Origin of the sequence: Flavobacterium tibetense (assembly GCF_003293845.1) — a bacterium.
Lineage (GTDB): Bacteria > Bacteroidota > Bacteroidia > Flavobacteriales > Flavobacteriaceae > Flavobacterium > Flavobacterium tibetense.
Genome location: NZ_QLST01000014.1, coordinates 1 through 18,390, shown reverse-complemented (window position 1 = coordinate 18,390; position 18,390 = coordinate 1). Strand labels below are relative to the sequence as shown.

At 31.9% G+C, this 18,390-nt stretch carries 20 protein-coding genes; 12 read left to right on the top strand and 8 right to left on the bottom strand.

The window, feature by feature from the left end:
- Positions 1 to 9 precede the first annotated feature (9 nt).
- The 4 genes from DPN68_RS10785 to DPN68_RS10770 all read left to right on the top strand — a co-directional run bounded on the left by DPN68_RS10785 (position 10) and on the right by DPN68_RS10770 (position 2,854).
- Positions 10 to 951, top strand: coding sequence for a sensor histidine kinase (locus DPN68_RS10785; RefSeq protein WP_113989661.1), 942 nt, complete (start codon positions 10 to 12; stop codon positions 949 to 951).
- 62 nt (positions 952 to 1,013) lie between these two features.
- Positions 1,014 to 1,445: a response regulator gene (locus tag DPN68_RS10780; RefSeq protein WP_113989660.1), complete on the top strand. Its 432-nt coding sequence runs from the start codon at positions 1,014 to 1,016 to the stop codon at positions 1,443 to 1,445.
- A 3-nt stretch (positions 1,446 to 1,448) separates the two neighbouring features.
- The gene (locus DPN68_RS10775) at positions 1,449 to 2,450 is read left to right on the top strand and encodes a PAS domain S-box protein (protein WP_113989659.1); all 1,002 of its coding nucleotides are present in this window, start codon (positions 1,449 to 1,451) and stop codon (positions 2,448 to 2,450) included.
- An 8-nt stretch (positions 2,451 to 2,458) separates the two neighbouring features.
- A complete protein-coding gene (locus DPN68_RS10770) occupies positions 2,459 to 2,854 on the top strand; it encodes a response regulator (protein ID WP_113989658.1) in 396 nt (131 codons plus the stop codon).
- Positions 2,855 to 2,867: 13 nt separating this feature from the next.
- On the opposite strand, the gene DPN68_RS10765 is transcribed toward DPN68_RS10770, so the two are convergent.
- The gene (locus DPN68_RS10765) at positions 2,868 to 3,422 is read right to left on the bottom strand and encodes a thioredoxin family protein (RefSeq protein WP_113989657.1); all 555 of its coding nucleotides are present in this window, start codon (positions 3,420 to 3,422) and stop codon (positions 2,868 to 2,870) included.
- Between the two features lie 113 nt (positions 3,423 to 3,535).
- Here DPN68_RS10765 and DPN68_RS10760 point away from each other — a divergent pair, with 113 nt between their 5' ends.
- Positions 3,536 to 3,877: a tRNA-binding protein gene (locus tag DPN68_RS10760; RefSeq protein WP_113989656.1), complete on the top strand. Its 342-nt coding sequence runs from the start codon at positions 3,536 to 3,538 to the stop codon at positions 3,875 to 3,877.
- A gap of 39 nt (positions 3,878 to 3,916) precedes the next feature.
- On the opposite strand, the gene DPN68_RS10755 is transcribed toward DPN68_RS10760, so the two are convergent.
- Entirely contained in the window at positions 3,917 to 4,303 is a 387-nt protein-coding gene (locus DPN68_RS10755) for a PUR family DNA/RNA-binding protein (protein WP_113989655.1), read from the bottom strand.
- 70 nt (positions 4,304 to 4,373) lie between these two features.
- Complete coding sequence (locus DPN68_RS10750) at positions 4,374 to 6,134, bottom strand: ABC transporter ATP-binding protein (protein WP_113989654.1); 1,761 nt, start codon at positions 6,132 to 6,134, stop codon at positions 4,374 to 4,376.
- Between the two features lie 189 nt (positions 6,135 to 6,323).
- Between DPN68_RS10750 and DPN68_RS10745 the strand changes: the two genes are divergently transcribed.
- The 4 genes from DPN68_RS10745 (at position 6,324) to yajC (ending at position 9,202) form a co-directional block, all read left to right on the top strand.
- Positions 6,324 to 7,427 carry a Glu/Leu/Phe/Val dehydrogenase dimerization domain-containing protein gene (locus DPN68_RS10745; RefSeq protein ID WP_113989653.1) on the top strand — a complete coding sequence of 368 codons (1,104 nt, stop codon included), beginning with the start codon at positions 6,324 to 6,326 and terminating at the stop codon, positions 7,425 to 7,427.
- Between the two features lie 83 nt (positions 7,428 to 7,510).
- Positions 7,511 to 8,452, top strand: a complete 942-nt coding sequence (nusB, locus tag DPN68_RS10740; protein WP_162298413.1) for a transcription antitermination factor NusB — start codon at positions 7,511 to 7,513, stop codon at positions 8,450 to 8,452.
- A 20-nt stretch (positions 8,453 to 8,472) separates the two neighbouring features.
- A complete protein-coding gene (locus tag DPN68_RS10735; RefSeq protein ID WP_113989652.1) occupies positions 8,473 to 8,928 on the top strand; it encodes a DUF1573 domain-containing protein in 456 nt (151 codons plus the stop codon).
- A gap of 1 nt (position 8,929) precedes the next feature.
- Entirely contained in the window at positions 8,930 to 9,202 is a 273-nt protein-coding gene (gene yajC / locus DPN68_RS10730) for a preprotein translocase subunit YajC (protein WP_113989651.1), read from the top strand.
- A gap of 65 nt (positions 9,203 to 9,267) precedes the next feature.
- Here yajC and DPN68_RS10725 read toward each other — a convergent pair whose 3' ends face one another.
- Complete coding sequence (locus DPN68_RS10725; RefSeq protein WP_113989650.1) at positions 9,268 to 10,467, bottom strand: pyridoxal phosphate-dependent aminotransferase; 1,200 nt, start codon at positions 10,465 to 10,467, stop codon at positions 9,268 to 9,270.
- A gap of 122 nt (positions 10,468 to 10,589) precedes the next feature.
- Here DPN68_RS10725 and DPN68_RS10720 point away from each other — a divergent pair, with 122 nt between their 5' ends.
- The gene (locus DPN68_RS10720) at positions 10,590 to 11,903 is read left to right on the top strand and encodes an aspartyl protease family protein (protein ID WP_113989649.1); all 1,314 of its coding nucleotides are present in this window, start codon (positions 10,590 to 10,592) and stop codon (positions 11,901 to 11,903) included.
- Positions 11,904 to 11,930: 27 nt separating this feature from the next.
- Here the strand turns inward: DPN68_RS10720 and DPN68_RS10715 are convergent, their stop codons facing one another.
- A complete protein-coding gene (locus DPN68_RS10715; RefSeq protein WP_113989648.1) occupies positions 11,931 to 12,326 on the bottom strand; it encodes a DUF1573 domain-containing protein in 396 nt (131 codons plus the stop codon).
- A gap of 310 nt (positions 12,327 to 12,636) precedes the next feature.
- Here DPN68_RS10715 and DPN68_RS10710 point away from each other — a divergent pair, with 310 nt between their 5' ends.
- Entirely contained in the window at positions 12,637 to 15,264 is a 2,628-nt protein-coding gene (locus DPN68_RS10710; RefSeq protein WP_162298412.1) for a valine--tRNA ligase, read from the top strand.
- 86 nt (positions 15,265 to 15,350) lie between these two features.
- On the opposite strand, the gene DPN68_RS10705 is transcribed toward DPN68_RS10710, so the two are convergent.
- From DPN68_RS10705 to DPN68_RS13385, 3 genes are all read right to left on the bottom strand, one after another.
- Positions 15,351 to 15,845: a hypothetical protein gene (locus tag DPN68_RS10705; RefSeq protein WP_113989647.1), complete on the bottom strand. Its 495-nt coding sequence runs from the start codon at positions 15,843 to 15,845 to the stop codon at positions 15,351 to 15,353.
- Positions 15,846 to 16,086: 241 nt separating this feature from the next.
- Positions 16,087 to 16,266 (bottom strand): hypothetical protein, encoded by a 180-nt coding sequence (locus DPN68_RS10700; RefSeq protein ID WP_113989646.1) that lies wholly within the window; start codon positions 16,264 to 16,266, stop codon positions 16,087 to 16,089.
- Between the two features lie 151 nt (positions 16,267 to 16,417).
- Positions 16,418 to 16,849 carry a hypothetical protein gene (locus DPN68_RS13385; RefSeq protein WP_239987091.1) on the bottom strand — a complete coding sequence of 144 codons (432 nt, stop codon included), beginning with the start codon at positions 16,847 to 16,849 and terminating at the stop codon, positions 16,418 to 16,420.
- A 703-nt stretch (positions 16,850 to 17,552) separates the two neighbouring features.
- Here DPN68_RS13385 and ltrA point away from each other — a divergent pair.
- Positions 17,553 to 18,390 (top strand): group II intron reverse transcriptase/maturase (gene ltrA / locus DPN68_RS10685; protein ID WP_113988696.1); only part of this gene is annotated, 838 nt, incomplete at its 3' end.

Genomic DNA, 18,390 nt, shown 5'->3' with positions numbered 1-18,390 from the left:
GTACACAAAATGAAAGCAGAAACTAAAATTACTTTGATCTATTTGCTAGTGGGGTTCATTTGGATTTTAACTAGCGACCAAGTTGTCTTGCTTTTTATAGATAAAGAAATAAATAGTTTGTCCTATTTTCAAACAATAAAAGGTTTGTTTTATGTTACAACAACCGGACTTCTTCTGTATTTAATGCTTAAATCACATAACAATAAATTAAATCAAAAAATTAAAGAACTTCGTATACATGCCAAAAAATTAGAACAAACCAACCAAGACTTAGAATATTTTACATTTATTGCTTCGCACGATTTGCAAGAACCTTTAAGGAATGTAACTACTTTTTTAGACCAATTACAAACTAAATACAAATCAAAATTAGATGAAAATGCTTCTAAATACATCAATTTTGCAGTTGGAGGAGCCAAACAAATGCGAAAAATTATTTTAGCTTTACTCGATTATACAAAAATTGAGAATTTAGAAAAAGATTTTGAAATAATAAATATAAAAGAGTTAATTGAAGAAATTATAAAATCAAAAAACCAAATAATATCAGAAACTAATGCTGTTATAAATTATAAAGAACTTCCTGTAATTTTTTCCAATCCAGCTTTCGTAAAAGAAATATTCAATGAATTAATTGATAATGCTTTGAAGTTTAAAAAAGAAGGTGTTCCTTCTGTGATTTACATAGATTTTGAAAATTTAGACACCGAATGGAAGTTTACAATTAAAGATAACGGAATTGGAATTGAGGAATCCTATTATGAAAAAATATTCATACCTTTCCAAAGATTACATAATAAAGAAGAATTCACAGGAACAGGAATTGGTTTAGCTATTGTTAAAAGAATGATAACTAATTTAAATGGCAGAATTTGGTTAATTTCAGATAAAACTGTTGGAAGTGTCTTTTGTTTTACTATCAGTAAAAATTGCCAATCATTTTATAATTAAGTTTTTTGGATAAAAAAAATTAACTTTACAATTCCCAACATTTAAAAAAATAAACTACACACATGAAAAAATTTGAAATTCTATTAGTTGAAGATAATGAAGGAGATATTATTTTAACTACCGAAGCATTAGAAGAAAGTAAACTAGTTAACAAAATAAATGTTGTTAAGAACGGGAAAGATGCAATTGATTATGTTTTTAATAATGGAAAATTTGAAAAAGCTAGTCGACCAGATTTAATATTATTAGACGTTAATTTGCCTTTAAAAAGCGGTTATGAGGTTCTGAAAGCTATAAAAAATAATGAAGAAACAATGCAAATTCCCATTATAATGTTAACTACTTCATCGTCTGAAAATGATATCAATATATCGTATTTAAATCATGCCAATTGCTTTATTACTAAACCAGTAGATCTTAAAGATTTTTATATTACAATGGCTAAAATTGAACAATTTTGGCTTAATTTAGTTCTTTTACCAGCAAAAAATTAAAATATGATTAAAGATAACAGAACCTACAAAATTGCTGTTGTAGAAGACAATTTAGGCGATTTTATATTGTTACAGGATTATTTAGAAGAAACTGTAATTGCTCCAACAATTTACCATTTTAATTGTTACAAAGATTTTTACAAATTTTATGAAACTGATAGTAATTTCAATGAAGTTGATATTGTGCTGCTTGATTTATCTTTGCCAGATAAAAACGGTGAAGTTCTTGTAAAAGATGTTTTAAAAATAACACCTAGTTTACCAGTTGTTGCATTAACTGGTTTTTCAGATATTTGTTTTGCTGTAAAAACATTATCTCTTGGTGTTTACGACTACTTACTTAAAGACGATTTAACAGCTACAATACTTTATAAAAGTATCATCTACAATATTGAAAGAAATAAAAATCTAGTACAGCTTAAAGAATCAGAACATAGATATTCAGATTTGTTTCAATTAAGTCCACAACCCATGTTTGTTTACGACAAAGAAAACTTATGTATTTTAGATGTTAATAAAGCGGCTATTGATCATTACGGCTATTCAAAAGAGGAATTTCTACAACTTACAGTTGAAAATATAACTTCATTGGAATGTATTAATGAATTGAAAAACAAGACAGAAGATAATACAATTGAAAATCAAGTTCTCTGTAAACACAAAAAAAAGAATGGCGAAATCATTACAGTTGATGTAAGAAGTAATGAGATTGACTTCAAGAATCAAAAAGCAATAGTAATTCTAATTAATGATATAACCGAAAATTTAAAGCATATAGAAGCAATAGAATTTCAAAATCAAGTTTTAAAAGAAATCGCATGGACACAATCTCATATTGTACGTTCACCGTTAGCGCGATTAATGGGTTTGGTAGAAATTTTATCAAATGAAAATAATTCAGAGTCTGAAAAGAAAGAAATGCTAGGTTATCTATCCAAATCAGCTCAAGAGTTAGATGAAATCATTACTGATATAATAAACAAATCAAAATTAGTAGAATCTTAATTTAGCAAATGATTGAACAAAAGTTAATAGTAATTGATGATGATAAAATCACGCATTTTATTTTAAAAAAAATGTTTGAAAGAAATCAGTTTTTTCAAAGTCCTACATTTTTTGAAAAAGCTACTGACGCTATTAGTTTTTTAAAAGAAGAGTACAAATCAAGTGAGCGTTATTTGATTTTTTTGGATATCAACATGCCAGTAATGAACGGTTGGCAATTTCTTGATGAGGTTTCCAATTTATTTTCCAATTCCAATTTATCCGTAGTAATGATTTCTTCATCAAGCGATGAAATTGATGCTACAAAAGCGTCAAAAAATAAATTTGTAATTCATTTTATTACCAAACCATTGACTAATGATGATTTATTAGTTATTCAAGAGAAATGCAAAAACGCAATTTAATTAGCAAGCACTTTTATTTCCACTTAATATTACAACCAATGCTTGGTTTTTGTTCGGGATTCATTTTTCGGTTGTAAACAATGGCATCTATTGCATTTCTCAAATCACTACCACTTATTGGAATACCATTTCCAGGACGAGAATCATCTAATTGTCCGCGATAAACCAATTTATCTTGTGCATCAAACAAATAAAAATCGGGAGTACAAGCAGCATCATACGCTTTTGCAACTTCTTGAGTTTCGTCGTACAAATAAGGAAAATCTATTTTGTTTTCCAATGCAAAATTAGCCATTTTATCTGGTGCATCTTGCGGATATTTTACAACGTCATTACTTGAAATAGCTACTATTCCAATGCCTTGAACTCTATAATCATTGGCAATCATCACAATTTCATCAATCACATGCAAAACAAACGGACAATGATTGCAAATAAAAAGTACCAAAGTTCCTTTTTCGCCTTTTATTGCTTCAAATGAAAAGATTTCATTAAAGTTGGTTGCTGGTAAATTGAAATTGGGCGCTTTAGTTCCCAATGGTAGCATATTTGAAGGTGTTTGTGCCATTTTTTTAGGTTTTGGGTAATAGGTAATAGGTGAAAGGTTTATTGATTATACGTTAGCATGGAAAGAAAGTTACAAAAAGATAGAAATTTCTTATTTTTGAAAAAAAGAAAATAATGAAGACAGAAATCAATTGGACAGATTTTGAAAAAATAGCACTTCATGTCGGAACCATTATCGAGGTGAAAGACTTTGAAGCAGCCAAAAATCCAGCATATCAAGTTTGGATTGATTTTGGAAGTGAGATTGGAATTAAGAAATCGTCGGCTCAAATTACCAACCGCTATTCCAAAGAAGATTTATTAGGAAAACAAATTGTTGCCGTATTGAATTTTCCCAAAAAGCAAATTGCCAATTTTCAAAGCGAATGTTTGATTCTCGGTGCAGTTCCTTCAAAAGGCGATGTAATTTTGTTGGCAACCGATTTCCAAGTGCCAAACGGTACCGAAATTGCATAAAAAAACCCGAAGAGTTTCGGGTTTATAGTTTTTTGTAGATTAAATATCTTCAAAGCTTACATTCGTAAAACTTTCTGTTGAAGGTGTTGTAACCGCATCTTCGTCTTCCTCTGAAAAGAACGATTCCTTTTTAAAATCTTTCTGATGTCTTTCTGAAATTACTTCTTCACCTTTTTGATTTACTACAAATGAAGTCATTTCTTCTAAAATTTCAGCAAATGCAGCAAAATCTTCTTTGTATAAATAAATTTTGTGTTTTTTGAAATGATACGAACCATCTTCTTCTGTAAATTTTTTACTTTCAGTAATGGTAATGTAGTAATCATCCGCTTTTGTAGCTCTAACATCGAAGAAATAAGTTCTTCTTCCCGCACGTAACACTTTAGAAAAGATGTCTTCTTTGTCTAACATTTCTTTTTCGTTCATAATCCAATCTTTCAGTTAATGGTTTTATAGTTCTTCAAAAGTCGAAAAAAAAAAAGTATTTACCAATTTTTTAACTAATTTCTTTTTCGGTAAGTTGTTTCAGGTACAACTCTTTGTAATACCCTTCTTGTTCTACCAGTTGATTATGAGTTCCTTGTTGTATGATTTCTCCTTCTTCCAAAATTATAATTTTATCCGCATTTTTGGCTGAAGAAATTCTATGGCTCACTATGATAGTGGTCTTGTCTTTACAAAAAACAAGTAAATTATTTAAAATTGCTTCTTCTGTTTCGGTGTCAACTGCACTTAAACAATCGTCTAAAAGTAGAATAGGAGCGTTCTTAATTAATGCTCTAGCTATAGAAACTCTTTGTTTTTGTCCGCCCGAAAGTGTAATTCCTCTTTCGCCTAGAACAGTGTCATAGCCATTAGAAAAAGTAATAATATTATCGTGAACAACTGCTTTTTTAGCGGCTTCAATTACTTCTTCATCGGTGGCATCTTCGTTTCCAAATTTTATATTGTTCTTTATAGAATCGGAAAACAAAAAGGCATCTTGCGGAACAACCCCAATGTGATTGCGTAAATCATTTAAATTTACTTCATGAATAGGTTGATTATCAATTAATAATTTTCCTTTCTTAATATCATATAATCGACTAATCAAAGTTAAAATAGTTGATTTTCCAGAACCCGTTTTCCCAAGAATCGCTACTGTTTCACCAGGATTTACAGTAAAACTAATGTCTTTTAGCGCATTGATATTGGTGTCTTCATATGTAAAGCCAACATTTTTAAATTCAATTTTACCAATAATTTCAGACGAATTAGGATTGCTGTTTTTGATTTCAGGCTGTTCTTTCAGAAATTCATTTATACGTTTTTGTGATGCTTCTGCTTCTTGAACTAATGAGGAAACCCAACCCAAAGAAGCTACTGGCCATGTTAACATGTTGATGTACAAAATAAACTGAGCAATGACACCAATATCTGGAATATCTCCATTAATATACATCATTCCTCCAGCATAAATAACTACCAAATTGCTCAATCCAATTAATAAAATCATCAACGGACCAAAAAGAGAATTTACTTTGGCTAAGCTCATTGATTTATCCCTACTATCTTGAGCTAATGCGCTAAATTCGTCTTGTTTTTGGTTTTCAATAGCATACGCTTTTATTACTCGAATGCCAGAGAAAATTTCTTGCGAAAAGGAAGATAAAGTAGATAAATTTTCCTGAAATTTCCCACTTCTAATATGAATTTCAGAACTAATTTTAAAAATTCCATACGATAATAAAGGAAGCGGTAAAAGCGAATATAAGGTTAAAGTAGGAGATATATTGTACATATAAATAATCACCACCGTAAAACGAATTAATGTATTTAGAGAATACATCACCGCAGGACCAACATACATTCGTACTTTGCCCACATCTTCACTAATTCTACTCATTAAATCACCCGTGCGATTCTTTTTGTAGAAACTTTGACTTAGTACTTGGTAATGTTGGTATACTTCATTCTTTAAATCAAATTCTACATAACGCGACATCACGATTAATGTTTGACGCATTAAAAAAGTTAAAAAGCCAGCAATAACTGTGGTCACTAAAATCAATAAAATATTTTTAAGTAATGTCGACTTTATATCGCCAATTGTTGCGTCTGATTGTCTTGAAAATTCTTCAATTACTTTGATTGAGTTTCCAATTAATTCTGGAGTGAAAAGGGAAAATATCTGAGCGACTATAGTAATAACGATTCCTAATAAAAATCGATATTTGTATTTGATGAAATATTTGTTTAAATATTGTAATTCTTTCATTTAAATTTCGGAATAACTGATGTATTGTTATTAAATATTGTAATTTATTAAACTTTTTACATTATCATATTCTTTGTAAAAGCTAAAAATACTTATTGAATTGCTAAAATAAATATAATTTCTTGAAACATTTTAAATTAATCCGTATTATTGCGTAACAATATTGAATAATTTTCAAAATCAAAACACATGACAGCAGATTTATTAAAAGCAAACGAATTACATAAAGTAGATCCCGTTTTTGGTCAAGTTTCATTTGATGGACATGAACAAGTTGTTTTTTGTCACGACAAAGATACAGGATTAAAAGCAATTATTGGTGTGCACAACACAGTTTTAGGTCCAGCATTAGGAGGAACAAGAATGTGGAATTATACCAATGAATGGGAAGCTTTAAATGATGTTTTACGTTTGTCTCGCGGAATGACATATAAAAATTCGATTTCAGGATTGAATTTAGGAGGAGGAAAAGCAGTGATTATTGGTGATGCTAAAACGCAAAAAACACCAGAATTAATGCGTCGTTTTGGTCAGTTTGTAGATTCATTATCAGGAAAATATATTACAGCAGAAGATGTTGGAATGGAAACCAAAGATATGGATACAGTTAACGAAGTTACGAAACACGTTGCTGGTATTTCTGTAGAAAGAGGCGGTTCTGGAAATCCATCTCCGGTTACAGCTTACGGTGTTTTCATGGGAATGAAGGCAGCTGCTAAATACAAATTTGGTTCTGATAATTTAGAAGGCAAAAAAGTATTGGTACAAGGAATTGGTCACGTGGGTGAAGTTTTAGTGCAACACTTAACAGAAAGTGGTGCTATTGTTACTATTTCAGACATCAATCAAGATAGAGTAAACCAAATTGGAGCAAAATACGGAGCTAAAATTTTTACGGGTGATGATTTGTACAGCGCTGAAGTAGATATTTATGCACCTTGTGCATTGGGAGCTACAATTAACGATAACACTATTGATAAAATTAAAGCGTCGATTATTGCTGGTGCAGCAAACAATCAGTTAGCTAACGAATTAGTACATGGAAAATTATTAAAAGAAAAAGGAATTTTATATGCTCCAGATTTCTTAATCAACGCTGGAGGTGTAATTAATGTGTATTCAGAGTTGGTAAAATGGACGAATGCTCAGGTTATGGAGAAAACAGAAAATATCTATAACACCGCTTTAGAAATTTTCAAATTTGCCGATGATAATAATATCACAACGCATCAAGCGGCTTTCTCTGTAGCTCAAAAACGCATTGATGATGCAAAAAATGAGTTAAAGAAGTAAATCCTTTTAAATAAAATTGTATTTTTGCAAAGCGAAAGAAAAATCTTCTTTCGCTTTCTTAATTTTAAAAGTTCTTACCCAATATGTTAAACAGAAGACATATCCGAATTAAAGTAATGCAAGGGATTTACGCCATGCACAAACACGAATCTGAAAACCTTGATAAAGAAGAAAAATTCTTATTTCAAAGTATCGAAAACATGTATGATTTATATCTTTTAATGTTATCGGCTTTACTAGAAATTCGTTTAAAAGAAGAAGAATATTTAGATTTGGCTTCCAAAAAACATTTGGCTACCAAAGAAGAGCGAAATCCCAATAGAAAATTTGTTGAAAACAAGCTGTTGACACTTTTAGCTAATAGCGAATCGTTAGAAAACGCTATTGATGAGCGAACAATTTCCAATTGGAAACGAAACGATGATGTGATTTTGTTGCTATTGGAAGCAATTAAAACTAGTGAATTGTATCAAGAATATATGAATGCAACAACTTCAAGTTTTAATGACGATAAAAATTTTATTGCTGATTTGTTTTCGGAAGTGATTGCTCCAAATGACAAACTTTATGATTATTTGGAAGATTATAAATTAACTTGGTTGGATGATTTACCAACCATTAATACATTAGTTTTAAAGCAAATCAAACAACTTAAAAATGAAAATGATACTTTTTTGGTAACTAAATTATACAAAGATTTAGATGACAAAGATTACGTGAAAAATTTGTTTAGAAAAACGGTTTTGAACGAAGTAGAACTTTCAAAAGAATATATCGACAAAACACCCAATTGGGATACTGAGCGAATTGCAGAAATTGATACCATTATTTTAAAAATGGCGATTTGTGAATTGTTGAAATTCCCATCTATTCCAGTGAAAGTAACTATTAACGAATATTTAGAAATTGCCAAAGAATATTCTACACCAAAAAGTAGTATTTTTATCAACGGAATTTTAGATAACATCGTAAAAGACTATCAAAAAAATAACCGACTAACAAAAGCCGGTAGAGGATTATTATAAACTAAAAATTGAATTGAATTATGTTAAGAAAAACCTTAAGTTTAGTTGCTGTTTCAATGCTTTTAGCAACCATTTCTTGTAACGATGCTGGTTCAGCAAAAATTACTGAAGAAGATATGAAAATGATTGAAGCAGAAAAAGAATTAGCTACTAAATTACCAAAAGTATCTTTAGATAAAGTAGAACACGATTTTGGAACAATTACTGAAGGAACAGTTGCTACGACTGAGTTCATCGTAACTAATTCTGGTGATAATGACTTAATTATTTCAAATGCTACAGCTACTTGTGGTTGTACAGTTCCAGAGTGGCCAAAAGCACCAATTGCTCCAGGACAATCAGCTCCTATTAAAGTTTCTTTTGATTCTAATGGAAAGCCAGGTCAACAAAGTAAAACAATTACATTAACAACAAATACAGAAAAAGGGACAGAAACTTTTTCAATTAAAGCTGAAGTAACACCAAAAAACAAATAATATGAATTCAACCTTAGCGATACAGTTGCTATTAATGATAGCCATTTTCTATTTTTTATTAATTCGTCCACAACAACAAAGAGCCAAAAAAGAAAAAGCTTTTGAAAAAGGGTTAAAAGTGGGAGATAGAGTAATTACCAAAGCTGGAATTCACGGTAAAATAGCTGAAATGGCTGAAACTACTGTAGTAATTGAAACCATGGCAGGTAAAATTAAAATGGAAAAATCAGCAATTTCTTCAGAATTAAGTGCAAAGCTTCACGAAAGTAAATAAAGCTAGATTGCATCAAATAAAAAATTCCCAAATAAGTTAAATTATTTGGGAATTTTTGTTTTTCTCTAATTTGAGTATTGATGGTAAACGGCCAAAGCTTCTTTTAAAATACGAACGGATTTTATTAAATCTTCTTTTTTCAAAACATAAGCAATTCTTACTTCGTCTAAGCCCACATTTGGTGATGAATAAAACCCAGCTGCTGGAGCAACCATAACCGTTTCTCCATTTAAATCAAATGATTCTAATAACCATTGAGCGAAATCGTTTGCGCTAGCAATTGGTAATTTTGCGATACAGTAAAAAGCTCCTTTTGGAACAGCAACTACAACTCCTTCAATTTTTTCCAATTCAGAAACTAAAATATCTCTTCTTTCTTTATACTCTTTAATTACTTCATCAAAATAACTTTGTGGCGTATCTAAAGCAGCTTCACTAGCAATTTGGGCATACGTTGGCGGACTTAATCTAGCTTGAGCAAATTTCATTGCTGCAGCCATTACGTCTTTGTTTTTCGATACAATACATCCAATTCTTGCGCCACACATACTGAAACGCTTAGATACAGAATCAATCATTATGGCATGATTCTCTAATCCAGCTACATTCATTACTGAGTGGTGTTGGTATCCGTCGTAAGTAAATTCACGATAAACTTCATCCGCAATTAAAAATAAATCATGCTTTTGTACAATTTCAGCTAATTGATTAATTTCACCCTCAGAATACAAATATCCTGTTGGATTTCCTGGATTACAAATCAAAATGGCTTTAGTTTTTGGTGTAATTAATTTTTCAAATTCCTCAATTGGAGGAAGTGCAAAGCCCGATTCAATTGATGATATTACAGGAACAATTTTTACACCTGAAGCTACAGAAAATCCATTGTAATTGGCGTAAAATGGTTCAGGAATAATAATTTCGTCATCCGTGTCCATAGTGCTTCCTAAAGCAAAAAGCAAAGCTTCAGAACCACCAGTAGTTATAATAATGTTTTGTGCATCAATAGGTAGGTTCTGATTTTTATAATATTGAGATAATTTTTCTCTATAACTTTCAAAACCAGCTGAATGAGAATATTCCAATACCTCTATATTGGCATTTTTAACCGCATCTAAAGCTACTTGAGGCGTTTTGATGTCTGGTTGGCCAATATTTAAATGATATACTTTATGACCTTTCTTTTTTGCTAATTCAGCAAATGGAACCAATTTTCTAATTGGCGATTCGGGCATTTCTAAACCTTTTCTTGATATTGTAGGCATGATGTTTTATTTAAAGATTGGCAAATTTGCGATTTTTTTCGGAGATATTAATCAAACAACCCATTAAAATATGTTAAATCAAATTTATTATCCTAAGTTTTTATTAACTTAGATTAAAAAAAATGCTGAGGTTATTGTTTGCAATAGTAGCGTTGTTTATAACTACTAATTTTTTTGCCCAAAATAGTGTTTATTGGAATTCTAAAAAGGATAAAATTAAAATCCCTTTTGAACTTTCTCACAATTTAATTATTGTTGATGCTAATTTTAATGGAATTAATTTAAAAATGATTCTTGATTCTGGTTCAGATCAAAATCTTTTATTTAGTGTTCCTGAAAAAGATTCGATTTATTTGGAGAATGCGGAATATATTAAAATTAAAGGCGTAGGGAAGGACACTTTAATGGAAGCGTATTTTGCTAAAAGCAATACTTTAAAAATTAAAGAGTATACTGATACCAATTTTGATATTTTGATTGTGCCTAATCAAGAAATCAATATTGTTAATGTAACAGGAGTGCAAATAAATGGAATTTTAGGAGCTAGTTTTTTTGAAAATTTCTTAGTAGAAATCAATTATGCAACAAAAAAGATTTATTTGCATCAAAATAGTGGTGTTCTTACAAGAAAAAGTAAGAAGTATTCAAATGAAACCATAACAATTCAAAATAGGAAACCCTATGTTGATTTACCAATTCTTTTAAATGAAAGGAAGTATATTTTTAAATTATTAGTTGATACAGGTTTGTCTGATGGCTTGTGGTTGTTTGAAAATGATTCTATACAATGTAAAACCAATTATTTCGATGATACGTTAGGTTTCGGTTTGTCTGGTCTTATTTCTGGTAAAAGATCAAAAGTGAATGAAATTAAGCTATCAAATTATGTATTTCAAAATGCATTAGTATCCTATCCTGAAATTGTTTTTTTTAAAGGAATAAAAGTCGCAAGTGGTAGAAATGGATCTTTAGGCGGACAACTTTTAAAAAGATTTAATTGGTTTTTTGATTATAAAAATAATCAAGTATATTTTAAAAGAAATAAATTATTTGATTCTCCATTTGAATACAATATGTCGGGTATTGAAATTCAACATAAAGGCTCTGAGTGGGTAAAATATGAGGTTAATGCAATTGACAGAAAGAGTAATGAAGTTGACAAAGTAACTAATTTTTACAACAAAGTAGTCAATTATAAATACGAGTTAAAACCAATTTATGAGATATATGCATTGAGAGAAAACTCACCAGCTTATTATGCTGGACTTCGACAAGGGGATATTGTATTAAAGATAAATGGAAGCAAAACATCAAATTTAAAAATTGATTATTTCAACGATTTATTTACTTCCGAAGAAGGCAAACTCATAACAATAGAAGTTAATAGAAAAGGTAAAATCTTAAAATTTAAGTTCAAACTAGAAAAAATACTATAAAAAAAGCCTCAATTAAGAGGCTCTCATTTATTTTTTAATTTCTTTTACAATTACATTTCCTTTTATACGTAACGGAACTATTCCTTTGGATTTATTAACCGCATTAGTTTCAACTGTTATGGTTTTACTTATCGGACCTTTTGCCATGTTATATTTCACTTCAATTCTATCAGATTTTCCCGGAGCAATCGGAGTTTTTGGATAACTTGGAACCGTACAACCACAACTCGAACGCACATTGGTAATCAATAAAGGAGCATCACCTGTATTCGTAAATTCAAAATAACGAATACCCGAATCTTCACCTTTAACAACTGTTCCATAATTGATGGTTTCTGCTTTAAATTCAATTTTAGCACCTTCTTGGGCAAAAGATGTAAAACCAATTAAAAAAACAGTTAACCATTGTAATACATTTTTCATTATCATAAAATTAATAGGTTCGTGTAAAATTATAACTTTACACACAAAGTACCAATAAATTCCTTTTTTTATTTTCTAGGTTATCGTTACTTTTGCAACTTAATTAATACAAAAAACATACCAAAGTTACTTTTTTATCTAGAAGCGAATGGCTCGGGACTTATTTGCAATCCATTTTCCCGCTGTCCGCTATACAAGGTGCCGCTCCCATCGGGGCTAGAAAGCTAACTTTAGGCATTTTTGCAAACGTTTTTTAAGTATTCAGAATAAGTCTGAAATCTAAAATCTAATATCTGAAATCTAAAATTATATGATTCCCGCACAATTCAACGCTAAAGAAGTAGAACAAAAGTGGTACGACTACTGGATGAAAAACGATTATTTCACATCCAAACCCGACCACAGAACGCCGTACACCATTGTAATTCCGCCACCTAACGTAACTGGAGTCTTGCATATGGGACACATGTTGAATAATACTATTCAAGATGTATTAATTCGTCGTGCGCGTTTAAAAGGGTTCAACGCTTGTTGGGTACCAGGAACCGACCATGCCTCAATCGCAACCGAAGCTAAAGTGGTAGCGAAGCTAAAAGAAGAAGGCATCAATAAAAACGATTTAACACGCGAAGAATTCCTAAAACACGCTTGGGAATGGACGGATAAATACGGGGGAACCATCTTAGAGCAATTAAAACAATTGGGTTGTTCTTGCGATTGGAGTCGTACCAAGTTTACGATGGATGACGACATGTCAGCATCTGTAATTCACTCATTTGTAGATTTATACAACAAAGGTTTGATTTATCGTGGTTACCGAATGGTAAACTGGGATCCAGAAGCTAAAACTACCTTGTCTGATGAAGAAGTAATTTTTGAAGAACGTCAAGGGAAATTATACTTCATCAAATACAAAATAGAAGGTTCGGAAGATTTCTTAACCGTTGCAACTACGCGTCCAGAAACTATTTTTGGTGATACTGCAATTTGTATCAATCCAAATGACGAACGTTTTTCGCATTTAAAAGGCAAAAAAGCAATTGTTCCAATTTGTGGTAGAGTTATTCCTATCATCGAAGACGAATATGTAGATGTAGAGTTTGGTACAGGATGTTTAAAAGTAACACCAGCTCACGATACGAATGATAAAGTGTTAGGTGATAAACACAATTTAGAAATCATCGATATTTTCAACGAAGATGCTTCTTTGAATTCATTCGGATTGCATTATCAAGGAAAAGACAGATTCGTAGTTCGTGAGGAGATTTCTAAAGAATTAGAATCGATTGGAGCGTTAGCAAAAACGGAAATACATTTGAATAAAGTAGGAACTTCTGAAAGAACGAAAGCGGTAATCGAACCAAGATTATCTGACCAATGGTTCTTAAAAATGGAAGATTTAGTAAAACCTGCTATCAAAGCCGTTTTAGAATCAGAGGATATTAAATTATATCCAAGTCGTTTTAACAATACCTACGCGCATTGGTTAAACAATATTCGTGATTGGAATATCTCACGCCAATTGTGGTGGGGACAACAAATTCCGGCTTACTATTTTGGTGATGGAAAAGAAGATTTCGTAGTTGCTGAAAACATCGAAAAAGCAGTTGAGTTTGCGAAAGTAAGAACAGGAAATATACAGCTTCAAGCTTCCGACTTAAAACAAGACGCTGACGCATTAGACACATGGTTCTCATCATGGTTATGGCCAATGGCTGTTTTTGGAGGTGTTTTAAATCCAGAAAGTGAAGATTTTAAATACTATTATCCAACAAATGACTTAGTTACGGGTCCAGATATTTTATTTTTCTGGGTAGCGCGTATGATTATTGCAGGTTATGAATATGCAGGTGAAAAACCATTTTCAAACGTATATTTAACGGGATTAGTTCGTGATAAGCAAGGTCGTAAAATGTCGAAATCTTTAGGAAATTCACCTGAACCGCTTGGACTAATTGAAAAATTTGGTGCTGATGGTGTTCGTGTGGGATTGTTATTGAGTGCTTCGGCAGGAAATGATATTTTATTCGACGAAGAATTATGCAACCAAGGAAAAGGGTTTTCTAATAAAATTTGGAATGCTTTCAAACTAATCAAAGGTTGGGAAGTAGCGGATATTGCACAACCAGAAGCATCAAAAGTAGCGATTGAATGGTACGAAGCGAAGTTGCAACAAACCTTAGCCGAAATTGAAGATAATTTTGATAAATACCGTTTATCAGATGCTTTAATGGCGATTTACAAATTGGTTTGGGACGATTTTTGTTCGTGGTTCTTAGAAATGATTAAACCAGGATACCAACAACCCATCGACCGCGCTACGTTTGACAAAGCGATTGAAATGTTAGAAAACAACTTGAAATTATTACATCCATTCATGCCGTTTTTAACCGAGGAAATTTGGCATTATATAGCTGAAAGAACACCAGAACAAGCGTTGATAGTAGGTGAGTGGCCAAAAGCAAAAGCATTTGATACAAAATTAATTACCGATTTTGATTTTGCAACTGAAGTAATTTCTGGAATTAGAACCATTCGTAAAGACAAAAATATTCCATTTAGAGATGCGATGGAATTAAAAGTGGTGAACAATGAAAAAGCGTCAACGTATTTTGATTCGGTGATTCAGAAGTTAGGAAATGTTACGACTTTAGAATATGTTTCAGATAAAGTAGATGGTGCGTTATCGTATCGTGTGAAATCGAATGAGTATTTTATTCCAATTACAGGAAACATTGATGTAGAAGCAGAAATTGCAAAATTAACCGAAGAGTTAAACTACACAAAAGGTTTCTTACGCTCAGTGCAAGGAAAATTGTCTAACGAGAAATTCGTAGCCGGTGCACCCGAACAAGTAATTGCCAACGAACGCAAAAAAGAAGCCGACGCTTTGGCAAAAATTGCGACTTTAGAACAAAGTTTAGCGAGTTTGAAATAAATTATCCAAACCTGACAGGTTTCTGAAGCCTGTCAGATTTTAAAATAATGAATCCCGAGTGTGAGAGCTCGGGATTTTTTTGTTTTTTATTTTTTCAGCTTTTTGTATGCTCTAAGTAACGTTTTCAATTCGCGGTTAGAAGTTACATCAATAACTTTATCCGATAAAAAATGACCAAAATTGAATTCAATACTGTATTTTGAAGTCGATAACGCTGCAGCAATTACATCAAGTTCCTTTCGTAACGCTTGTTTTTCGTCTTCTATTTTTTGTAGAAGTTCAAATTTAGCTTTAAAATCCCTTCTAAAAGTGGTGGTGTTAAATGGAATAGAATGAAGCAGTTGCATTTGCTTCTTCGATTTTACATCTAAAGAATCCATAATTTTAGGAACAATATTTTCAACTTCTTTTTTTGATAAGGCATGTAAATCATCGGGAAGAAAAGATTCATGTTTTACATTCGCTTTTTTAGGAGTTGCTTTTATAGATTTTTCTGGAAATTCGGTATTCATATAGCCGCTTCCAAAGCATTTTTTACATTTTGGATCTAAACCTTCACACGAACAAATTTGAACTGTCATAACTAGTTGTTTTTAATATTTTGAATTGGAATGAATCGGTTTTTATAACAACCCTTCTAAACACAGTTTCAAATGGATGGCAAAGATAGATAAAAGCAATTGAAATTAAATGGCATTTGAAGAATCAATATTTTAGGTATTTCGTTATTTACAATTCAATTGTGTCGTTTAGTGAGTATCCAAACCTGTCAGGTTTTAAAATAGTAAATCCTGAGTTTGGACTGGTGTTTTTTTGTTTTGATTATTTTTTATTGTTATTTACATAAAGTGTTAATCCATAATAAGCTAATCCCATAAATAATAAATGCAATAGGATTTTAGGAAAGGTATAACTTGGGTTTTTAAACAACAAGGCAATTACCATATTGGCTAAAAAAAAGCTTAATAGGATTCGAATTCCAGTAATTCTTAAATATTTCATTTTATCATTTTATAATTTATGTTTACGAGTGAGACGCTTACGCTAGCGAGGTTTTAAACGAGGTAGGAATTTTATGTTTTTTGGAATTTTATTTTAAAAAATGGTAGTTGTGCAATAGTTACCGCTGTTAACTGCTGGCTTTTATTCTATTTCATATTTTCAGCCACCATTTCATTGTATTGAGCTTGTCTCGTTCTATTTCAGTTAAATTTTGAGTTTGAAATTCGGTTAGTTTGCTTTTGAGTAAATCAATTCCGTAATTTTCTTTTAGCCAAAAAGGAAACTCTTCAACGCTTTTATTCCAATTTCCAAGAGTGGATTTTAGAATATCGCTTAAATTAATATCAGTTTTAGGTTTTAGTTTGGTTAATATTTTCCCAGCGAATTTTTGGTCAGTATATTGGGATGTTGGTCTTTCAGTATTTTCAAAAATATCAATTATTCCAATAACAATAATTTCTTCCGACACTTTGTTCAGTTTTTCAGTCAGTTGTCTTATTCTTAAATCTCCAATTTTTTCAATTAAGTCAATTGAAGAATAGAATTCATTTTTGAAGTCGTTTGAAGTTTCTGGAATGTTCATTTTTTAAGCTTGCAGTTAACGTTTTGTGGCTTTGCATCTGTTGCGGAAAAAATGCAATTCCGTTTGTTAATTTACTGTTTTTTACTCTTGTTTTCCCGTTTGTTTAATCACTATCTCCGCAATAGTGCAAAACCGCTGTGTGTGCCCTGCATATGCAGGACACACCCCGAAAGCTTTTCAAATAGTTCAAAAATACAAATTTTGACTACAAAAACTAATTTTCGGGGTGTTATTTTTCCAGAGGGTGTGAGTCCCTTAACCGCGAGAGTAACGTCTCGAAGGTTTAGTACGTGACAAGGTGGTTTACCGCGAGGTATGCACTGAAGGAAGTCAAACGGCAAAAGTCTGTACTGACGAACAGAAAGTACATAAGAGGCATAGCAGTAAGGATGAGTATCCACAGCAATACGAAGTCCAAAACAGTGTTCTGAACATGCTACTAAATCAGATTACTGTCATGTAGATGTACCAGGAATAGACGGAAGGAAAAAGCGGTTACTAGGGGAGGTCTCTTAGATTACGAGTTAATCACAAAGAGAAGTCAGCAGAGGTCATAGTACTTGAAAGCAACGAGGTGTGAATAGATACCGCACAGGTCTCACAAACAAGGAAGGACTGAACGCAAAGAGGTTTTCAATAAGTAATGGAATCTTGCCTAGGTAGATAGCCCTACTTAACGAAAACAGGTTAAAACAAAACTAAGATGATTGAAAAAGTAGTACATCCATACAACTTTCAAAAAGCATTGGAACACGTCATTGCCAATAAAGGTAGTGCAGGTGTTGATGGCGTTTCTATCAAAGAACTCCGCAAGGTATTCCCAGAAAAGAAAGACCAGTTAATTATGGAAATAAAACAAGGAAATTATCAAATTCAACCCATTTTAGGAATAGAAATTCCCAAAGGCAACGGAAAAACCCGATTATTGGGAGTTCCCACAACAAGCGAACGAGTGTTGCAACAAGCGGTTTCACAAAGCATCGCACCTTTATTTGAACCCGAATTCAAACCCAGCAGTTTTGGATTTAGACCTAACAAAAATGCCCGACAAGCCGTTGGACAAGCACGGGACTACATCCATTCAGGACTGAACCACATTGTGGATATTGACTTGAAAAATTTCTTTGATGAAGTTGACCATTGTTTACTTCTGAATTTGTTGTTTCAAAAAGTGAAATGCAAAACCACAATGCAACTCATTCGCAAATGGCTTCGAGCACCGATTAAAATCAACGGAAAGCTACGAAAACGAAGAAAAGGCGTTCCGCAAGGTTCTCCTTTAAGCCCACTATTGTCTAACATCTTACTCCATCAATTGGATAAAGAAATGACCCGAAGAGGACATAAATTCGTTCGTTACGCTGATGATTTTAGTATCTACTGCAAGAGCCATAATCAAGCGAAAGCTACGAGCGTAGTGATTGAAAAGTTCCTTAAGAACAAGCTCAAACTAACCATCAACGAGGAAAAGAGTGGGATTAGAAAACCCTCTAACTTTACGTTACTTGGCTTTGGATTTGTGCCCGTTTACAATAAAGGAA